Origin of the sequence: Prosthecobacter sp. (assembly GCF_044227185.1) — a bacterium.
GTDB lineage: Bacteria > Verrucomicrobiota > Verrucomicrobiia > Verrucomicrobiales > Verrucomicrobiaceae > Prosthecobacter.
Genome location: NZ_JBGAFO010000009.1, coordinates 1 through 16,091, shown reverse-complemented (window position 1 = coordinate 16,091; position 16,091 = coordinate 1). Strand labels below are relative to the sequence as shown.

Here is a 16,091-nt window from a genome sequence, read left to right as displayed (position 1 = left end):
GACGAATGCCCGCCAACACCTCGCTCTTCCCATGCCTCTGTCATTCGTCATTCCGCATTCGTCATTCGTCATTTTTGTGTTCATGGCTTTGCCCCCCTGGCGTTTGAAGTCTCCATCACCGCGTCTTCTCCGTAAAATTTGCGCACCGCCTCGCGATACCGCTCCGGTACATCGCGCAGCGATATCTGCCTCTTCGCGGCAGTGCGCGTGGCCTCGGTGGAAATCGTGTTGGCGCGCTCAGGCGTCACCATCGTTTTGCCCTGCCCGCTTCTGCCTCGCGAATCATGTTTCCCGGTGATGGAGCTGTCGCCGCCGAACGCCATGCGGTCAGGTCCATACACCGGCGCATGCAGCATCGGGTCTCCCTCCGTGCTGAAGCCATCACCAGCATCCCCATCGCCGCCGGAAGGCCCCTCCCCGGGTTTGTCACCCGGTTTCGTGCCGCGCCGTTTGCATATGCCCGCCAGCATCTGCGCCAGCGTTTCGGACATGCCCTCCTTCGTCATGAAATGAATCCCCCCGCCCTTGCAGCTTTTGCAAAGCTTGTTGTCACTGTTCATCAGCGTGTCCATCCCCACCAGCGCGAGCTGGGAGTTTACAAACGTGTTCGGCGTGTTGTCCTTCTTCGCCTGCTGCATCGCCGTCTCCATGCTGCGCTGGATGCCCGCGGCATCCGCCGCATTGGCAAAATCCAGCGCCTCCTTTTTCAGCTCCGCCTGGTCGGCGGGCAGCGCCTCCGCGGCGGCGCGCAGCTCCGGCAGCCATTCCTTCCAGCGGTCCAGCACCGCCTGCTGCTGGCGGGAGAGGCTGTCCAGCTTCGCCGCATTGCGCATGTCCCCAAGCATGATCTGGTGCGCCAGTTCCTCCAGTTGCTTGGTCAGCTGCCGCTGCTGCGCGTGCATGGCCTTGAATTCCGCCGCCATCTCCAGCACGCGGCCGATCTCCGCCAGTTGCTTCCCCTTCTCCTTGATCTGCTGCGTACGTTTTGCCGCCTCCCCCAGCTCCTGCTTCATCTTCTCCATGTCATCCTTCGATCCGCCGGCCAGCCGCTGCTGCATGCTCTTCATCATCTCGGCGATCTTCTGCGCCTCCGCCGCCACCTGCTTTTCCGCATCAAAGGCCTGGAAATCCTTCGCCATCGCTTCGGCCAGCTCCTGCGCCTGCTGCATGGCCTTCTGCACCGCGGCACGGTCTTCTTTGCTCAGAGCCTCACGCACCTGCTCCACGGCCTCGTTCAAGGCGCTGAACCGTGCCTGAAACTCCTTCATCGTTGTGCGTGCGCGCATCAGCTCCGCATAGTCTTCGGTGCTGATGATCTGAATGCGGCCCACGCTGGAGCTGGCGATGCCCATCAGCGAAGGGTTGTGATCATGCGCCTCCGCATGCAGCTCCAGCGTCTGCCCAGGCTCCACACCGAGCTTCTTCATCTCCAGCTTCTCATCCAGCGCATACACCTGCTCCTCCGCGTCCTCGGTCAGCCGCCGGCCGCGGTCACGAAAACCGGTGAGCTTCCTCACCAGGTCGATTCGCGCCAGCCCCAGGTCATCCTCCACCTCCACCTTCAGCGGCACTTCGCTTTCAGGCGTGGCCAGCGTCACACCTGCCGGAGATTCCAGTGACACCACCGGCGGATTGTCCGGCAGCATCTTCTGCTCCAGTTCCACCGGCGCCGCCGAGCTCGCTCCCGTGATGTCCTTCAGGTCCAGCCGCACGAGGCAGGGAGACTTCACCTTCCAGCGCAGCGTCACCTCCCGGCCGCCGTTCGCGCGGGCCACCACCGTTTCCGGTTTGTCGCGGCTCAGGCTTCGCGGCGGCGTCAGCAGCACCTCGCCTCCGCTCAGCGGCCGGTTGCTCGTCACCCGCGCCTCGATCTCCGAACCCGCCAGCGCCACCAGCTCCGCGGTGCCCAGCGCAAACTCACGCGCCGGACGTTTTGAGTACGCGGGCGGAATCACCTTCAGCATCACGCTCTCCACCCGCGGCTGGCGCATCACGTCCACGGTCAGCCACGGGCTGCGTGCCCCGCCGGCGGCAAAGGCGATCTGCACCGGCTGCGTCACCCGTTGCAGGCGCTGGCCGAAACGACCGCCGCCCATTGCAAACGCACCCGCAGTGCTCACCGGTGCCGTGGCATCCTCTCGGGTCAGCAGCACCACCCCCTCCGGCACCGTGCCACCTGTGATTCGCACCTCCAGCTCAGCATCCGAGCCATACACCACCTTGGGCCGCGCGGGCGTCACCTCAAACCGCAGGGGCGAATAAGGTGGCACATCCGCATAGGGATGCAGCAGGCGCGCCGCAATGGTTTTCACCGCTGTGGCGTTCATCCCGTACAATCCCGCAAACAGCAGCAGCACGCACACCGCAAACCAGACCGCGCGCCGCATGCCGCGCCACGGCAGCGTGGCCGGAAATTTCAGCGCCCCGAGTTCACCCGCGCCCTGCCACAGCGCCTTCTCCACCAGGAACTGCCGCAAAGGTGTCGCTTCCGCCTCCTGTGCGGACACTTCCAGCGCTGTCGTCACCGGATGGCGTTCACCGAGCGTCGCGTCCGCATGGGCGGCGGCCTTCGCGCGGCTCAGCCGCAGCAGCGGCAGCAGAAAATTCAGCGCCAGCAGCACCAGCACGCAGCACCACGCCGCAAACACCACCGGCCGCGCCGCATCACTCAGCGGCGCCACAAAATCAAACGCCCCCGCCAGCATCAGCACCAGCCAGCCCAGGGCCAGCGTCATCAACACAGCCACCACCAGCAGGCCCAGCCGCCAGCGGGCGGCGAAGCGGGAAAGTGCAGAGTCAAAGGTGTTCATGAGAAGTTAAAAACGAGTTACAGCAGACCCAGACGACGGCGTGACCACCACTCCAGCGCAAGCAGCAGGACGAGCGGAATGAGCAGCCAGTACTGCGGCCACCACGGATGCCACATGGCCTGCGCCCGTTCCTCCACCTGATCCGGAGGCGGTGTGAGCAGAAGCTTCGCAAGCTCCCCGGCCTGCGTCGCCTTCCACGCTTTGCCGCCCGTGGCTTCAGCCAGTTGATTGAGAAATTCTGGATCAGCCGCCAGCGCTTCCTGCTCGCTGGGCGGCGCCAGCACATTCAGCACCGCCTCCGGCCCCGGTTTTTCACCATTGAACGCCTGCACGCGATACGTCCCCGGCGTTTCCGGCTGCAGCATTGCTGTCCAGGAGCGCCGCCCCTCGGCATCGCCCTCCGCCTCGCTGGCGGCAATGTCCGGCAGTGCCTTGCCTTCAAAATAAACCCGCAGCTTCGGCTGCGGAACGTCCTTTCCCCCACGCCAGCCGATGCTCGCCCGCACGCCGCGCCCCAGCTTTACATTTGACTCTCCCAGCCGCAGCGAAAGCTCCTGCCCCGGAAGAAACTCCGCATAGCTCGCGGTCCATTGCAGCAGTTGCGTCCAGAACTCTTCATACATGTTCCCCAGCTTGCGCGCCTGCGGATCAAAGTCCCACTTCCACAGGCCGTCCGCATTCAGCGCCACCACCACGCCACGGCCAAAGTGCCGGGCCGCCAGCAGAGGCACGCGTTCCTCGCGTCCCACCGCAGGTTTCACGCCCATCGCCATCACTTGGGTGAAGGGCTTCAGCTTGGCGATCGTCACCACATCGCTCAGCGGCGGAAGCTGCCGCCACAGCGGATCCTGCGCTTCGGGCAGCGCCTGACCAAACAGGCCTGCCGCTTCGCCAACACTGCCGGGCTCAAAGCGGAAATCCCCTGTCATCGCGGTCCCCCACTCCACCGGCTCCAGCGCTTCCAGCTCCGCCAGCCGGTCGGCATAGGATTTCCCACGCGCCAGCAGCAGCGCACCGCCGCGGTCTCTCACAAAGCTCTTCAGGGCCTCCACACGCTTCGCATCCAGAAATCCTTCCGCGCCTTTGCCGAGCACCACCAGATCGATCTTCGCAAAATCTTCCGCGCTTTCCGGAAAGGTCGATTCTCCGCTTACCACCGGCTCCGAGTTCCCGGCATCCACGCGGAAATAGCGCTCATCATTGAGGCGGTAGATCGCCCGCACATCCATGAAACCTTGCTCGCGCAAAAGCTGCGCCAGGAATTTGCTGTCCCAATAGGGCGCGCCTTCCGCGATGAACACCCGCGTGCGGCTCGTCAGCTCCTGCACGCGCACGCGGTCCTCGTTGTTGCGCGTGATGTCCTCCCCTTGCTGGGCAGCCACCACCATGCGGTAGTCGCCTCCCGCCAGCTTCGGCATTTCCAGCGTGATGCTCTTCCGCGCGCCACTGTCCATCTCCACATCCCGCTCGGCCTGCACCTTGCCGCTGGCATCCACGAGCTGCACGCGCGGCCTGATGAGACCCAGCCCGCGATTTTCAAGAGTCAACCCCACAGCCACCGGTTTCCCCGGCAGCGCCATCACCAGCCGCCGCGAGGCATGCAGGATCAGGTCACGTCCACCCCAGTCACCGCCCAGCGGCACCACATGCAGCGGTATCCGCGCGGCTCGCGCACGCAGGATCAGCTCCGCGGCCGGATCCTCGCGCGTTTGATGCCCGTCGCTGATGATCGTCAGACTGGCGAGCTTGCGCCCAAGCCCCGAGGCCCCGCTGAACAACGCATTGCCGCTGTGCACGATGGCGCTCGCCTGGCCGTCCGGTTTGAGACCGGCCTTAAGCGCATCGCTCTCCAACGCATCACTGAAGCTCAGCGCCTTGATCTGGTCCCCGCCCGCTTTCACCAGCGCCTGCGCCATGGCAAGCCCCTCAGACCAGCGCGTGGCATCCCCTGCATCGCGCACCGCCATCGAGGCGCTGCGGTCCAGCAGCACGGCATGCAGCTTCTCCTCCTTGTGCTCCGGCTGCTTCCATTCGCCCGGATTCAGCAGCAGCAGCGCCAGTGCTGCAAAAGCAAGTCCCCGCAGCAGCGTGCAGACGCTCCGCATGCCCCTGCCCAGCGTGATGCCGGAGCGCCACCCCAGCCACATACCCAGCACCGGCAGCACCACGAGGGCGATCCAGGGCCAGGGTTCAGGAATGGCAGGGGCGAAGGTCATGCGGGGGTAGGTTGACGGATGGCGCTGCGGGCCACCAGACTTTCAAGAACCAGCGCGCCCAAGGCGACCGCCACGCACCACGGCCACAGCGGCAGTCCATCGCGCTGCGCCGCCAGCGCCGCAGCCGCGCTCAGCGTGAGCGATTTGCCGATGCCGAGCGAGGCGGGATCGAGCGTTCGTAGATCGCTCTCCGCATCGGCTGGGAAATTCACACTCGCACGCTCCACCGGCTGACCATCGAGCAGCCATCGGTAGTTGCCAGGAGGCAGCACCTCCCGCTCACGAAACACGGCGGGAGACTGCGTGGCATCATGCACAAACGCGTGCTCCGCGCCCGCATCATCCTGCAGCCGCACCTGATCCGCGGCCACCGGCTGCCGTGGCTGCCAGAACACCCTTTGCGGCGGTACAAACTGCCGCAGTGCCGCCTGCCCGCCGGCCTCGCCATGGTGCAGCAAAAGCTCTCCCAGCAGCACCAGAAAAGAGGGCTGCTGCACGCGGTCGCTCAAGCTTTCATCGAGCTCGATGTTCCACAGCACCAGCCATCCTTTGCCCGCCCGCTGTGCCGCCAGCGCGGGCACGCCATCCGTGTAGCGCAGCAGCGTTTGTTCGGAGCCGAGTTTGAGATTCAGCCGTTTCCACACGCTGCCCCCTGCCGGATCGCCAAACTCACCACTGCGGAAGACCTGCCATAGCGGATGCTCCTCCTGCACCGTCTGCATCGTCCAGGGTTTGTCCTTGTCACGATTGCGCTGCTCCGTGCTCAGCGCGGCCTCCTTCGCCCCCGCATTCCAGAAGGCCATCCACGGGCTGCCGCTCCAGTCCTCGCCGGGCTGACAGATCACCGTGGCTCCATGCTCCGCGGCCGCACGCAGCTCCGCCGCACGCTCAGGGGCCGCATGCACCGCCAGCCGCACGTCCGGATCAGGCGCCGCGCTCTTCAAATCCAGCCAGCCGAAGGATCCCAGCGCACGCTGCCACATCGCCAGGTCCGCGCCCTCAATGGCGGCCCGCCAGTTCTCGCGAATCTCCACTGTGGCAAAACGCCGGTCATCGGCTGGAAACGCATCCTCAGGCAATGACGCCGTGATCCCCTGCAGCCCGGCCGCCCCGCACGGCACACGGAACTCCGCCACCCCCTCCCCCCATGCGGGCAGCGTCACCGCGCGCGTCTGCCGCACTTCCGCAAAGGCGAGCTGCACCGTCGTCTTTGATTCCGCACCGCTGAAGTTGCGCACCCGGCACAGCACCCGCGCCTCCGTCCCGCTCACCGGGCGCTCCGGCTGCACCACCAGGCTCGTCAGCGCCGCATTGCTGGCCTCCGTCGTCGCCACCGGTATCGTGAACAGCCTGACGTTCGGCGGAATGTTCAGCGTCGCCTGCTTCCACGCCGTGCTTTGAAAATCGCTGATCACATACAGCTCCTTCGCCCCCTCGCCCCGTCCGAGCTGGTCGATCGCGCTGCTCATCGCCTCGTTCACCTCCCCCGCCTCCTGCGTCACCTGCGCCCGCCTCAGCGCCTCCCGCAGCGCCTCCACATTCACCGCCGGATCCGGAAACTCCGCCTCAGGCTCCGCATCCATCCAGATGACATTCGCCAGGGTCTGCGATCCAGCGCCTTGAAGCACCGCCTCCGTCTGGGCGATGGCACGGACGAAGCGCGACTGGCCCTGCTCCACGAAACCCATCGATGCAGAACGATCCACCACGAGCACGATGGTCTTGCGCGCATTCGCTGCTGTGAGCTGCGCCCCGCTGAAAAGCAGCGGCTGCAAAAACGCGGCCACGAGCGCCGCAACGATGAGCGTGCGCAGGAGAAGAAGCAGCCAGTCTTTGGGCTTCCTCAGCCGGGTCGTCTTGCGCTCCACCTGCCGCAGCCACTGCAGCGATGGAAAGGGAAACTCCCGCGGCTTCGCCTTCGCAAACAAATGCGCCAGCAGCGGCACGGCGATCAAAGCCGTGCACGCCAGCAGCGCAGGGTTGAGCAGCGAGAAGGTCATCCGTGGAGTTGGGTCAGGCGGTCCAGCAGCGCGAAGTAGCTCTCATCCGTGCGGGCCAGCATCCAGTCCACACGACGGTTGACCGCGAGAGTCCGCAGTGTCTGAATGCGCTGACGCACCGCCTCGCGGTAGCTCTCCCGCACCTGCTGGCTGTGGATGGTCAGTTTCTCACCGGTTTCGAGATCCGTGAAACGCGCGAGCCCCACTTCGCCGATGTCGAGCTCCATCGGTGTGAGCACTTGAAACAGGTGAATGCGAAAACCGCGATGGATGTAGGGATTCAAGGCTTTAAACACCGCGGCGGGGTCTTCGTAGAAATCACTCAGAATCACCAGCGTGCCGCGTCGGTTCAGCACCGGCAGCGAACGCTCCAGCGCCGCTGCGAGGGAAGTCTGCCTGCCCGGCTTGTTGTTCTCCAGCGCACTGAGGCACTGGTGCAGATGCGTACGCGTGCTGCCCAGCGGGAACGATGCGCGAATGCGGTCGTCAAAAAGATGCAGGCTGACCTTGTCCGTCTGCCGCACCACGAGCCATGCAAGGCAGGCGGCAAAGAACGAGGCGTGATCCAGCTTGGTAACGCCGTCTGCCAGCGGAAATCCCATGCTGGCGCTGCTGTCCACGAACAGGTGCATCTCCATGTTCGTCTCCTGCTCGAAGGTTTTCAAAAACACGCGGTCCGTGCGGGCAAAGACACGCCAGTCCACCAGCTTCGGATCATCGCCCGGCGTGTAGCCGCGGTATTCGTGGAACTCGATGGAGGAGCCGCGCTGCCGCGAACGGTGGCGGCCGCTGAGCCAGCCCTCGACCATCAGACGCGCGGAGAGCTCGTAGTTCTTGAGCTTCCGTACGTCCTCGGGCTTGAGGTGTTTGAAGGTGCTGGCCACGGGCTTCGGGTTAAAGTTTTCCCAGCAGATGCGTGATGATCTGTTCGACGGTGATGTTATCACCGGTGGCGTTGTAGTTGGGCAGGATGCGGTGGCGCAGGACAGGAGCCGCGACGGCTTTGACTTCCTCAATGGATGCGGCGGCCTGACCGCGCAGCAGGGCGAGCGCACGGGCGGCGCGAACAAGAGACTGGGAGGCACGCGGGCCGGCGCCCCAGGCGACGTAGTTTTTGATGAAGTCGTCGGCGAGCTCGCCGCCGGGCCGAGAACGATGGGTGAGCTGCAGGATCGCCTGCGTGACGTGGTCTGGCACAGGCACTTCGACGACGGCTTCCTGGAGTGCGGTGAGACTGGCGGCGTCCAGCACCGCCTCGGCGGCGGCCACGGTCTTGCCCGTGGTGCGTGCCAGCACTTCGGCCTCTTCCGCCAGCGTGGGATAGTCGAGCCTGATCTCGAAGAAGAAGCGATCAAGCTGCGCCTCGGGCAATGGGTAGGTGCCTTCATGCTCGATGGGGTTCTGCGTGGCAAAGACCAGGAAGGGCTCTTCGAGCGCGCGCGTTTTACCCGCCACTGTGACCTGCTTTTCCTGCATGGCTTCGAGCAGGGCGGCCTGGGTTTTGGGCGGGGTGCGGTTGATTTCGTCGGCGAGGATGAGGTTGGCGAAGATGGGGCCGGGGACGAAGTTGAAGGTGCGGCCGCCACCGGCTGCCTCCTGAAGCACTTCGCTGCCCAGGATGTCCGTGGGCATGAGGTCCGGGGTGAACTGGATGCGCTGGAATTTGAGGCCGAGGATCTTCCCGAGGGTGGAAACGAGGAGTGTTTTGGCCAGGCCCGGCACACCAACGAGAAGGCAGTGGCCGCGGCAGAGCAAGGCGGTGAGCATCTGCTCCACGACGGCATCCTGGCCGACGATGACGCGGGCGGTTTCTTCGCGAATACGGGCGACTTGCTTGAGGACGTGCTCCCAGGAGGGTTGTGGAACGGGTGGTGGCATAGGGTGAGGTGGTTAGTCGTTCTTTCTCTCTTTCTTCACGAGCAAGGCGGTGGGAGCGCTGAGGAAGGTCATGGAGGTGGGGAGTGCTCTGTCCTGGCCTGTGGCGGTGGCAAGCGCCTCCCAGGCCTGTTTTTCTGATTCGCGCATCTCTTCCATTCCTTCGACGCCTTCGGTGGCATCGTTCTTGGGGGAGTTGGGGGCGTCGAGCCAGAGCCATTCAGTGCTGGTGCGCGACTGCTGAAAGCTGGCGGCGGAGAGGCGTTTGCCGAGCTTGGGGAAGCTCTCTCCGAGCTCCTCTGGCACTTCCTCCAACTGCTCGGCCATCTGCTTGATCTGCCAGTTGCCGGTGAACTTGGGCACTTCGCTGACCTGGAGCTGGAAGCCAAAAAGGGGCGACTGGCGCTGAAGCTGCACCATGAGCCGGCCGCCGCTGAAGGTGGAGATTTGTGTGGCGAGAGCGAGCAGGGTTTCCTTGCTCCAGGGCTTGCCACGCCAGGCCTGCCAGGGGGCGGCATCGGAAATGCCTTTGGTTTTGACGGTCTGGATGAGCCTGGCATGCTCCTGGAAACTGGCGGGTATGGAAGCGCCGCTGCGCAGGAGGGTCTGGTTGAGGGCCAGAAGCTGGTCCGCCGGGAGGGTTTCGAGGTCGCGGCCGATTTCCGCCGCTGTTTTTTTGCCCCAGTCGGCGAGGAGTTTCTGGCGCTCCTCGGACTTGATGGCGCGGGCATCCGGCAGGGGCTCCACCTTCTGGCCTGCGAGGAGGGCGGCGGCGCGCTGGCGGAGCATTTCCGCGCCGCGATCTCCCAGAAAGGCGGTTTCCTGCAGGACCTCCGGCTCCACCGTGCCAGTGGCCAGATGTTCGAGGGCGGACACGGTCTGGATGAGCAGGCCCATCGGCTCGTCTTCATCGCCGTCGCTGGCGGGGGCGGCGAGGAGTTTCTGCCAGTGAGGACGGGTGCGCGCGAGCAGGGCCTGGCGCTCTTCGGGCTTGAGTGTTTTGCCGGCGTCGTCCCCTTCCCCACGCAGGGCGTAATTGAGCATGTTGAGACCCATGGCGGGCGATTTGAAGGTGGGCAGCGCGGTCAGAATGAGATCGAGGCGCTCAGCGGGGGAGAGTTTGCGCATGAGCTTGGGGAAAACTTCAAAGGCCTCCCGCACCTCCATCTGATCTGTGTCGTCACCGTTTTGATCATAGGCTGCCATGACGGCAAGGAGTTCCTGGATGGTGGGTGTTTTTTTCTCGCCTTTGGCCGCGGTTTCGAGGCGTTTGAGACTGGCTTCCATCTGCTTGCGCTGCCTGCCGTTGTCATCGTTGCCGTAGCGGCCGAGATCGGCCTCGAGTTTGCGCCGGACTTTGGCGACGAAGGCGGGGCCTTTCTCCGGGCCGAGCTTTTCGACGAAGGGGATCATGGGGCTCATGTCATAGATTTGAGCCTGGTCGAGCATGCGGTTCTCCAGCCGGGCGAGCTTCTTGGGATCACTCGCGGTCATGGCCAGGGCAATGATGTCCCCGCGGCTGTCTCCGGCCTCGAAATAGGCGAGGGCGAGGTCCGCGGGGGTGGCGTCTTTGACGCTGGCATACCAGCTCAGGACATCCGGAGCTTTTTCCGCGAGATTGTCTTCATCTGAGCCGACGAGATCGCTGGGAAGGACGCGCTGCAGCAGATGCCAGGCGAGCTGGGCGCGGGTCTGGGGCTTGGGCAAGGCCTTGTAGGCCTGCTGGAGCTTGGTGACTGCATCCGGCTCCGCGCCTCCGAAGCTGTGGCTGTATCCGCCGTAATGCCTGCCCTGGTTGAGATTGACGAGGGTCATGGTGTCGTCTGCGAGCAATGCCGCCAGCAGCGGGATGGCGGCGAGGCCGTGGCTGCGGGGAAAGCCAGCGGCGCGGCCTGGGTGTGCCGGGTTCCCGGCAAAGGGGTCCGAATCTCCGCCAGAGTCTTCATCTTCGTCATCATCGCCGTTGTTCTTTGCCGGCGAAGGCAGGGTCCAGCGGGAGTAGTCGAGCTGCTTGCCGGCTTCGAGGTCTTGGAGCCAGGCGAGCAGGACTTTCTGATCTGCCTCCGCCAGAGGGCGGGTGGTTTGGAGCGGGGGCACCGGGGGGAGTTTGGCGCGGGCCGCGACTTTATGATGGAGCACCCGCACGGCATCGCGCTGCCGCCAGCCCATGGGGAATTGGGTGAGCAAGGCATTGAGCGCCTCCGCGAGGCGGTTCCAGTCGTGCTGCTTGCCAAAGTCCTCCATCGCCTGGGAAAAGCCCTGGTCCGCGCGGCGATTGAAGCAGCCATCGAGCAGGAGCTTGCGGCGCGTGTCATCGGCCCCGGTGAGGGCCGCCCGTGCGAGCGTGAGGGCGTCCGCCTCATGGCCGGTGTGCTGCAGGATGGCGGCCCAGAGAAGAGCGGTCTGCTGATGCATGAGTAGCTGGTCTGGATTGCCATTGCCCTCCAACTGAAGGAGATCATCGATGGAGGCGGAGGGAGTGCTGGCGGTCTTTCCGCCGGAACGTCCGGCCTCCTTTTTCAGCCACTCCGCGGCGGCCTGGACGTCTTTGGAGACATCGGCATTTTTCCAGGTGGCGCGGAACTCCGGCGCGCTGCGTCTCTGGGCTGGAGCCCGCTCCTCCGAGGCATCCTCGGCCCTGACGGGGTAAATGGTGCCGGTGGACAGGAACACCAAGCGTGCCTCCACGCCTGGTTTTTCATTGAAAAGGAAGGTGTTGCCTTCGGTGCGGAAGACGTCCTCCCCCCTCTCAGTGAAAATGCCGAACCTGCCGTCCTGGCTTTCGACGAGCACCCAGCGCGCGTCCTTGGGTATGTCCGCAGCGAGGAGTGTGGCGAGCTGGGTGAGACCGGCGCGGAGGCCGGCATCGGAAAGCTCAGCAGCAGTCCCTGCCATGGGCAGGGCGCACAAGAGACTGGCAAGAATCTCAAGGTGGAGCAGCGCTTTCCTGATTCGCATGATTTTCGCGGATCATGATCAGTTCAGAAAATTTTGTCGATCAAAAGCTCTGTGAAATGATTGTAAAGGCTGATCGTGCAGGGCGTGAGGCGGCAGACGGGACGCTGGCGGCCTGGTTGAGCCTGCCCATGCCCGCACTTTCAGTTATTGGTTCTTTGCGATTTTTCATGGATGGGTCAGTGCTGTAAGATGGGGTCGATGAACTCATCGCTGAGCGTGTATGATCATTGCAGTCTGCCAAGCCCGCCGCGAGCGCTGCCCCATCCGATGCTGCGGCAGGCGCCGCCAAGCCTCTTGGAGGGCGGAACTGACCAAGACCACCGAAAACTTGAGGAAAGGAACGAGCTCGTCTGCATTTGTCAGCGGCAATCCACCGCCCACGCCGGCTATCGCGTCGCCGTCCATTCCGCCGGACGTTTGGTCAGGAGCTCAATGCATGGTTGCAACCGCTTGCCTTGCATGGCTGGCGGCCTTTTTCACTCACGAGCCGGCCCATAGTGAAGGAAGGCCGCCTGGACAGGTTTGCTTCTTTTTATCGAAGCGGATTTTATTTGAATCCCCCCTTGGGTGGCCGGATGTCTCCGCGATTTGTGGACAGCAAATATGGCGATGCGACCTAACGAAATGATTGATTTTTTTGCGCAACAATGCGCCTTGTTTTCCAAGGGCGTTGATGGAGCGGTGAAATCTAAAAATTATTATCTTGCGACCCTTAATATCGGCCAAGCTTTTAACGCTTCTGTCATGCAAGGGCTTATTGGATGGCGCTGTGGGCTGATGTCACCCGTGGAATCATTCAAGAAGGCCGTTCGTCAGCTTTCTGAGGGAGTGAGAACGATCGAGAGTTTTAGTGAAAATAATTGCTCAAAGGATCTCCCCATCGAAAAAGCGGTGGTCATCAGTTTTTTGGTCGATTTGCCGCTGCCAACATTAAGAATTAATGATCTAAGATCGGATCGCCTTTTGGATGCAGTGCTGGGCAATGGTCTCTGTAGAGATTGGGACGAATCAGCTTGGAACACCGGGTTGGCTCAGTTGAAACAGAACAAGCGCGCCACTTTAGCTGTTAAGACTTACACGGCCTATAATCATTTGCGAAAAAATGAAGGAGAGGATTTGAACGAGTTGATAGAACATGCAGAAAGCTTCTTTCAGAACCGCGCTAAAGATGCTTTTTTTAGTGGCGGTGACGAAACTGACGGAGGCGGCCCTGACAATGACATTACAATCGACTATCGCCTGGCTGCCATCATGAAAAAAATCGGCTATAACGGAGGAAGTGCTCACCGATGGCAATGGAGTTAAATGAACAAATAAAAAATGGCTCTTCGTGACTTTTCATGCGTGGCAGAGTGCGGCAAGGGTGTCGATGAAGCGAGCGCCAAGCCTCAATGATCGTTGCAGCCTGCTGCCGGGGCTAGACAGGCGTGGAGTGGTTTTATCCATCCTTTGCCCCCACCTCCTGACCCCATTTCCCCCAGTCGTTCAATCCAATATATGAGCCATATCATTGAATATATAATAAAACATACGCCTTGTAAGCGCAGCTCAATTGATAGCTTCTCCTTAAAAACATGCGTCATTCCACCTGCGGACTATGTCGATTTTTGTTTGACGAATAATGGAGGTCAATTAGCGCCACCTTACTGCGATTATACCGTTGCAAGCCGCTATCCATCGGATCAATTTTCGGACAATGGCGCAATTGGTGTTCAATGGTTGTGTGGCATGGGGCTTCATGACGCATCCACAGCGAGTTTTCAAGCTGTGGAAGGAAACGAAGAGACACTGAAGTTTTGTGGCATTAACAGTTCAGATTTTTGGGTGATAGGAATTGGCGAAGGTAATGACGGCTACCTCATGAAGGTTTCCGGAAATGACTACGGTAAGATATATTACTGCTATTTTGATAGCGGGGAGTATTTCCCTATTGCCGAAAGCTTTTCTAATTTCTTGAAAAGGATCGAAACAAATGAATTAGAAAAGTGAAAAATGAACCCGCGCGCCAGCCAATAGCGCGGGAAATTAAACCACTAGCCACCCCATCCACCTCAATGAGCCATCCGTCATGAAGACACCTTTTCCTCATCTCCTGCTCCTCCTTTGCCTAGGGCTCTCCACCGTCTTGCACATTCACGCTGACGATCATTGGGGTAAGGACCATGACTCAAGGCTGAACAATCCGCGGCCCAAGGGGGTGCCGCCGCCCACTGATGCGCTACTGCGCCAGATTCAGAGCGATTTTGTTCAGCTTCCACTGCCACTTGAGGTCAAGTTTGAGAAGCGGTGGGATGGCGATGGAAGTTATTGGCACCGCGCCCTGTTGCACGGAGATGCCAAATTATTTCAATACCAGTATCAGCCCGAAGACATTGTTTTAGCCCTGTGGTCTTACATCGACGATGAACAACACGGCAATGAAGCAGGCGTCATCATTGCGGCGGTCACTGAGTCTACGGCGGACGGCTGGGTTCACTATCGCGCGGATAAAAACACTCCGGCTTGGGCGAAGGACCGCAAAAACAGATTGATAGGTGTCCGAGGGGACGCCAGGGGCATGTTGCAAAGCCGGGGCGGTCCTTGGGTTCGGTCATTCAGCGATCGAAAGCCCAAAGTCACTGCGGAAGAACTGCTGCCCTACAGCATAAAAAAAAAGAAGCGCCTGGGCAGTTGGTTCAGCCGGCTGTTCCGGTGATGTCGAAGGATACCGCTACCGTGCCTCCTGAGGCCAAGAGCACATCGGCACCAACGACCAGCAGTTTTGACAAAAAAGAGTCACGCTGGTTCTTGTGGTCCGTCATCGTTGGTGCAGCCGCAATAATACTTTGGCAACTGCTCAAAAAACGCAAAGAATGAGCCCATTCGCCCGAAACAGGGTCGTTTTGGACCGGCAACATGGGAAACGAGGAAACCGGGGCAGTGTGCAAATTCTTGACAAAATTTCCGCCTCCTGATATGCGGGTGGCCATGGCACGCAGCATTCGCATCCAGTCTGCAGGGGGCGTATTATCACGTCATGGCCAGGGGCAACCGCAGGGAGCCCATCTTTCACGATGACGATGACCGCCGCTTCTTTCTCCACACCCTTGCCCAGGCCTGCGAGGTGACCGGCTGGCGCGTGCATGCCTGGGTGCTCATGGGCAACCACTATCACCTCTTTCTCCAGACCCCCGAGTCGAATCTGGTCGCAGGCATGTCCTGGCTGCAGAACACCCTCACGCGCCGCTACAACGTGCGGCACCGCAAGTGGGGCCGCCTGTTTGGGGACCGTTACAAAGCCGTCGTGGTGGAGGGGGACGACCGCTACCACTACCAGACGCTGATGGACTACATCCACCTCAATCCGGTGCGGGCGCGGATGATCCAGCCCAAGGCGAGGCAGAGCGTGCTGGACTACCCCTGGAGCAGCCTCGCCGGCGGCTATGCACTCACTCCCGCCAGGCGTGCCCCGTGGCTCGCCGCCGACTGCGGCCTCAAAGCCTTTGGCCTCGCAGACACCACCACCGGCCGGCGTCAGATGATCGAACGCCTGGACCGCCGTGCGACGAGCGAAGAGATGAAAAACTGCGGCGTCCCTCCCCAGGCCGCCGAGGTGGATGCACGGGCCAGCCACCTGCGGCGCGGGTGGTATTGGGGCAGTCAAGCCTTTGGTGAGGCCATGCGCAGGCTGGCCGGGGCGGCCATCAAGAAGGGCGCCCCGAAATCTCGCATCTACCAGTCGGATACCCACGTCAAAGCCCACGGGCAGCAGCAGGCTGAGGCGTGGCTGGAGCAAGGGCTCAGGGCTGCCGGAATCAACAGCGCCGAGCTGGCAGACCTGAAAGGATCGCACCCCGGCAAGCTGCTGCTGGCAGACCTGCTGTGGCGGCGCACCATCGTCTCACAAACCTGGCTGGCAGAGCACCTGGCGATGAAATCCGCCGCCAACGTCAGCCAGCATCTGCGCCGCTTCGATCGAAATAAAGCTTTGCGACAAGCCCCCCGCCTCCTCCGCGACTTCCTGAATCAACCTCGGTTAGACACATGAAATCCTCTCAGAATTTTGTCAGAAATTTGCACACTGACCCCATTTCCTGAAAGCTGTCGCACAGCGGTTTGAACTGGAACATGGGTTACACTCTGACCGGGAACATAGGTTACACTGCGTGCTCCGCATTTTGAGGTTGTTCCCATCCAGACAGCGAGCGCAGCGAGATGGGTGGATGGGAACAACCTCAAAATGCGGTCGCCCC

General features: G+C 62.0%; 12 protein-coding genes. 5 read left to right on the top strand and 7 right to left on the bottom strand.

Translation table 11 applies throughout. The features are described 5' to 3' along the window. Window positions 1–80: 80 nt before the first annotated feature. Genes ACILSQ_RS20420 through ACILSQ_RS20395 form a run of 6 tightly spaced genes read right to left on the bottom strand, consistent with a single transcriptional unit; the run spans window position 81 to window position 11,859 of the window. On the bottom strand, window positions 81–2,810 hold the full coding sequence (locus ACILSQ_RS20420) for a hypothetical protein (protein WP_395745505.1): 2,730 nt from the start codon (window positions 2,808–2,810) through the stop codon (window positions 81–83). Window positions 2,811–2,827: 17 nt separating this feature from the next. Next, a complete protein-coding gene (locus ACILSQ_RS20415; protein WP_395745504.1) occupies window positions 2,828–5,026 on the bottom strand; it encodes a hypothetical protein in 2,199 nt (732 codons plus the stop codon). Continuing rightward, window positions 5,023–7,026: a BatA domain-containing protein gene (locus tag ACILSQ_RS20410; protein ID WP_395745503.1), complete on the bottom strand. Its 2,004-nt coding sequence runs from the start codon at window positions 7,024–7,026 to the stop codon at window positions 5,023–5,025. Before ACILSQ_RS20410 ends, ACILSQ_RS20415 begins: the two co-directional genes overlap by 4 nt. Continuing rightward, the gene (locus ACILSQ_RS20405) at window positions 7,023–7,910 is read right to left on the bottom strand and encodes a DUF58 domain-containing protein (RefSeq protein ID WP_395745502.1); all 888 of its coding nucleotides are present in this window, start codon (window positions 7,908–7,910) and stop codon (window positions 7,023–7,025) included. Before ACILSQ_RS20405 ends, ACILSQ_RS20410 begins: the two co-directional genes overlap by 4 nt. A 10-nt stretch (window positions 7,911–7,920) precedes the next feature. Then, on the bottom strand, window positions 7,921–8,904 hold the full coding sequence (locus ACILSQ_RS20400; protein WP_395745501.1) for an AAA family ATPase: 984 nt from the start codon (window positions 8,902–8,904) through the stop codon (window positions 7,921–7,923). Window positions 8,905–8,916: 12 nt separating this feature from the next. After that, window positions 8,917–11,859, bottom strand: coding sequence for a hypothetical protein (locus tag ACILSQ_RS20395; RefSeq protein WP_395745500.1), 2,943 nt, complete (start codon window positions 11,857–11,859; stop codon window positions 8,917–8,919). 14 nt (window positions 11,860–11,873) lie between these two features. On the opposite strand from ACILSQ_RS20395, the gene ACILSQ_RS20390 reads away from it, so the two are divergent. The 4 genes from ACILSQ_RS20390 (at window position 11,874) to ACILSQ_RS20375 (ending at window position 14,554) form a co-directional block, all read left to right on the top strand. Beyond that, entirely contained in the window at window positions 11,874–12,047 is a 174-nt protein-coding gene (locus ACILSQ_RS20390) for a hypothetical protein (RefSeq protein ID WP_395745499.1), read from the top strand. A 436-nt stretch (window positions 12,048–12,483) separates the two neighbouring features. After that, entirely contained in the window at window positions 12,484–13,164 is a 681-nt protein-coding gene (locus ACILSQ_RS20385) for a hypothetical protein (RefSeq protein WP_395745498.1), read from the top strand. Between the two features lie 192 nt (window positions 13,165–13,356). Next, entirely contained in the window at window positions 13,357–13,848 is a 492-nt protein-coding gene (locus ACILSQ_RS20380; RefSeq protein ID WP_395745497.1) for an SMI1/KNR4 family protein, read from the top strand. 79 nt (window positions 13,849–13,927) lie between these two features. After that, entirely contained in the window at window positions 13,928–14,554 is a 627-nt protein-coding gene (locus ACILSQ_RS20375; protein ID WP_395745496.1) for a hypothetical protein, read from the top strand. Here the strand turns inward: ACILSQ_RS20375 and ACILSQ_RS20370 are convergent. Continuing rightward, the gene (locus tag ACILSQ_RS20370; RefSeq protein ID WP_395745495.1) at window positions 14,535–14,828 is read right to left on the bottom strand and encodes a hypothetical protein; all 294 of its coding nucleotides are present in this window, start codon (window positions 14,826–14,828) and stop codon (window positions 14,535–14,537) included. The genes ACILSQ_RS20375 and ACILSQ_RS20370 overlap by 20 nt on opposite strands. Window positions 14,829–14,875: 47 nt before the next feature. Here ACILSQ_RS20370 and ACILSQ_RS20365 point away from each other — a divergent pair, with 47 nt between their 5' ends. After that, the gene (locus tag ACILSQ_RS20365) at window positions 14,876–15,886 is read left to right on the top strand and encodes a transposase (RefSeq protein WP_395745494.1); all 1,011 of its coding nucleotides are present in this window, start codon (window positions 14,876–14,878) and stop codon (window positions 15,884–15,886) included. Window positions 15,887–16,091: the final 205 nt, after the last annotated feature.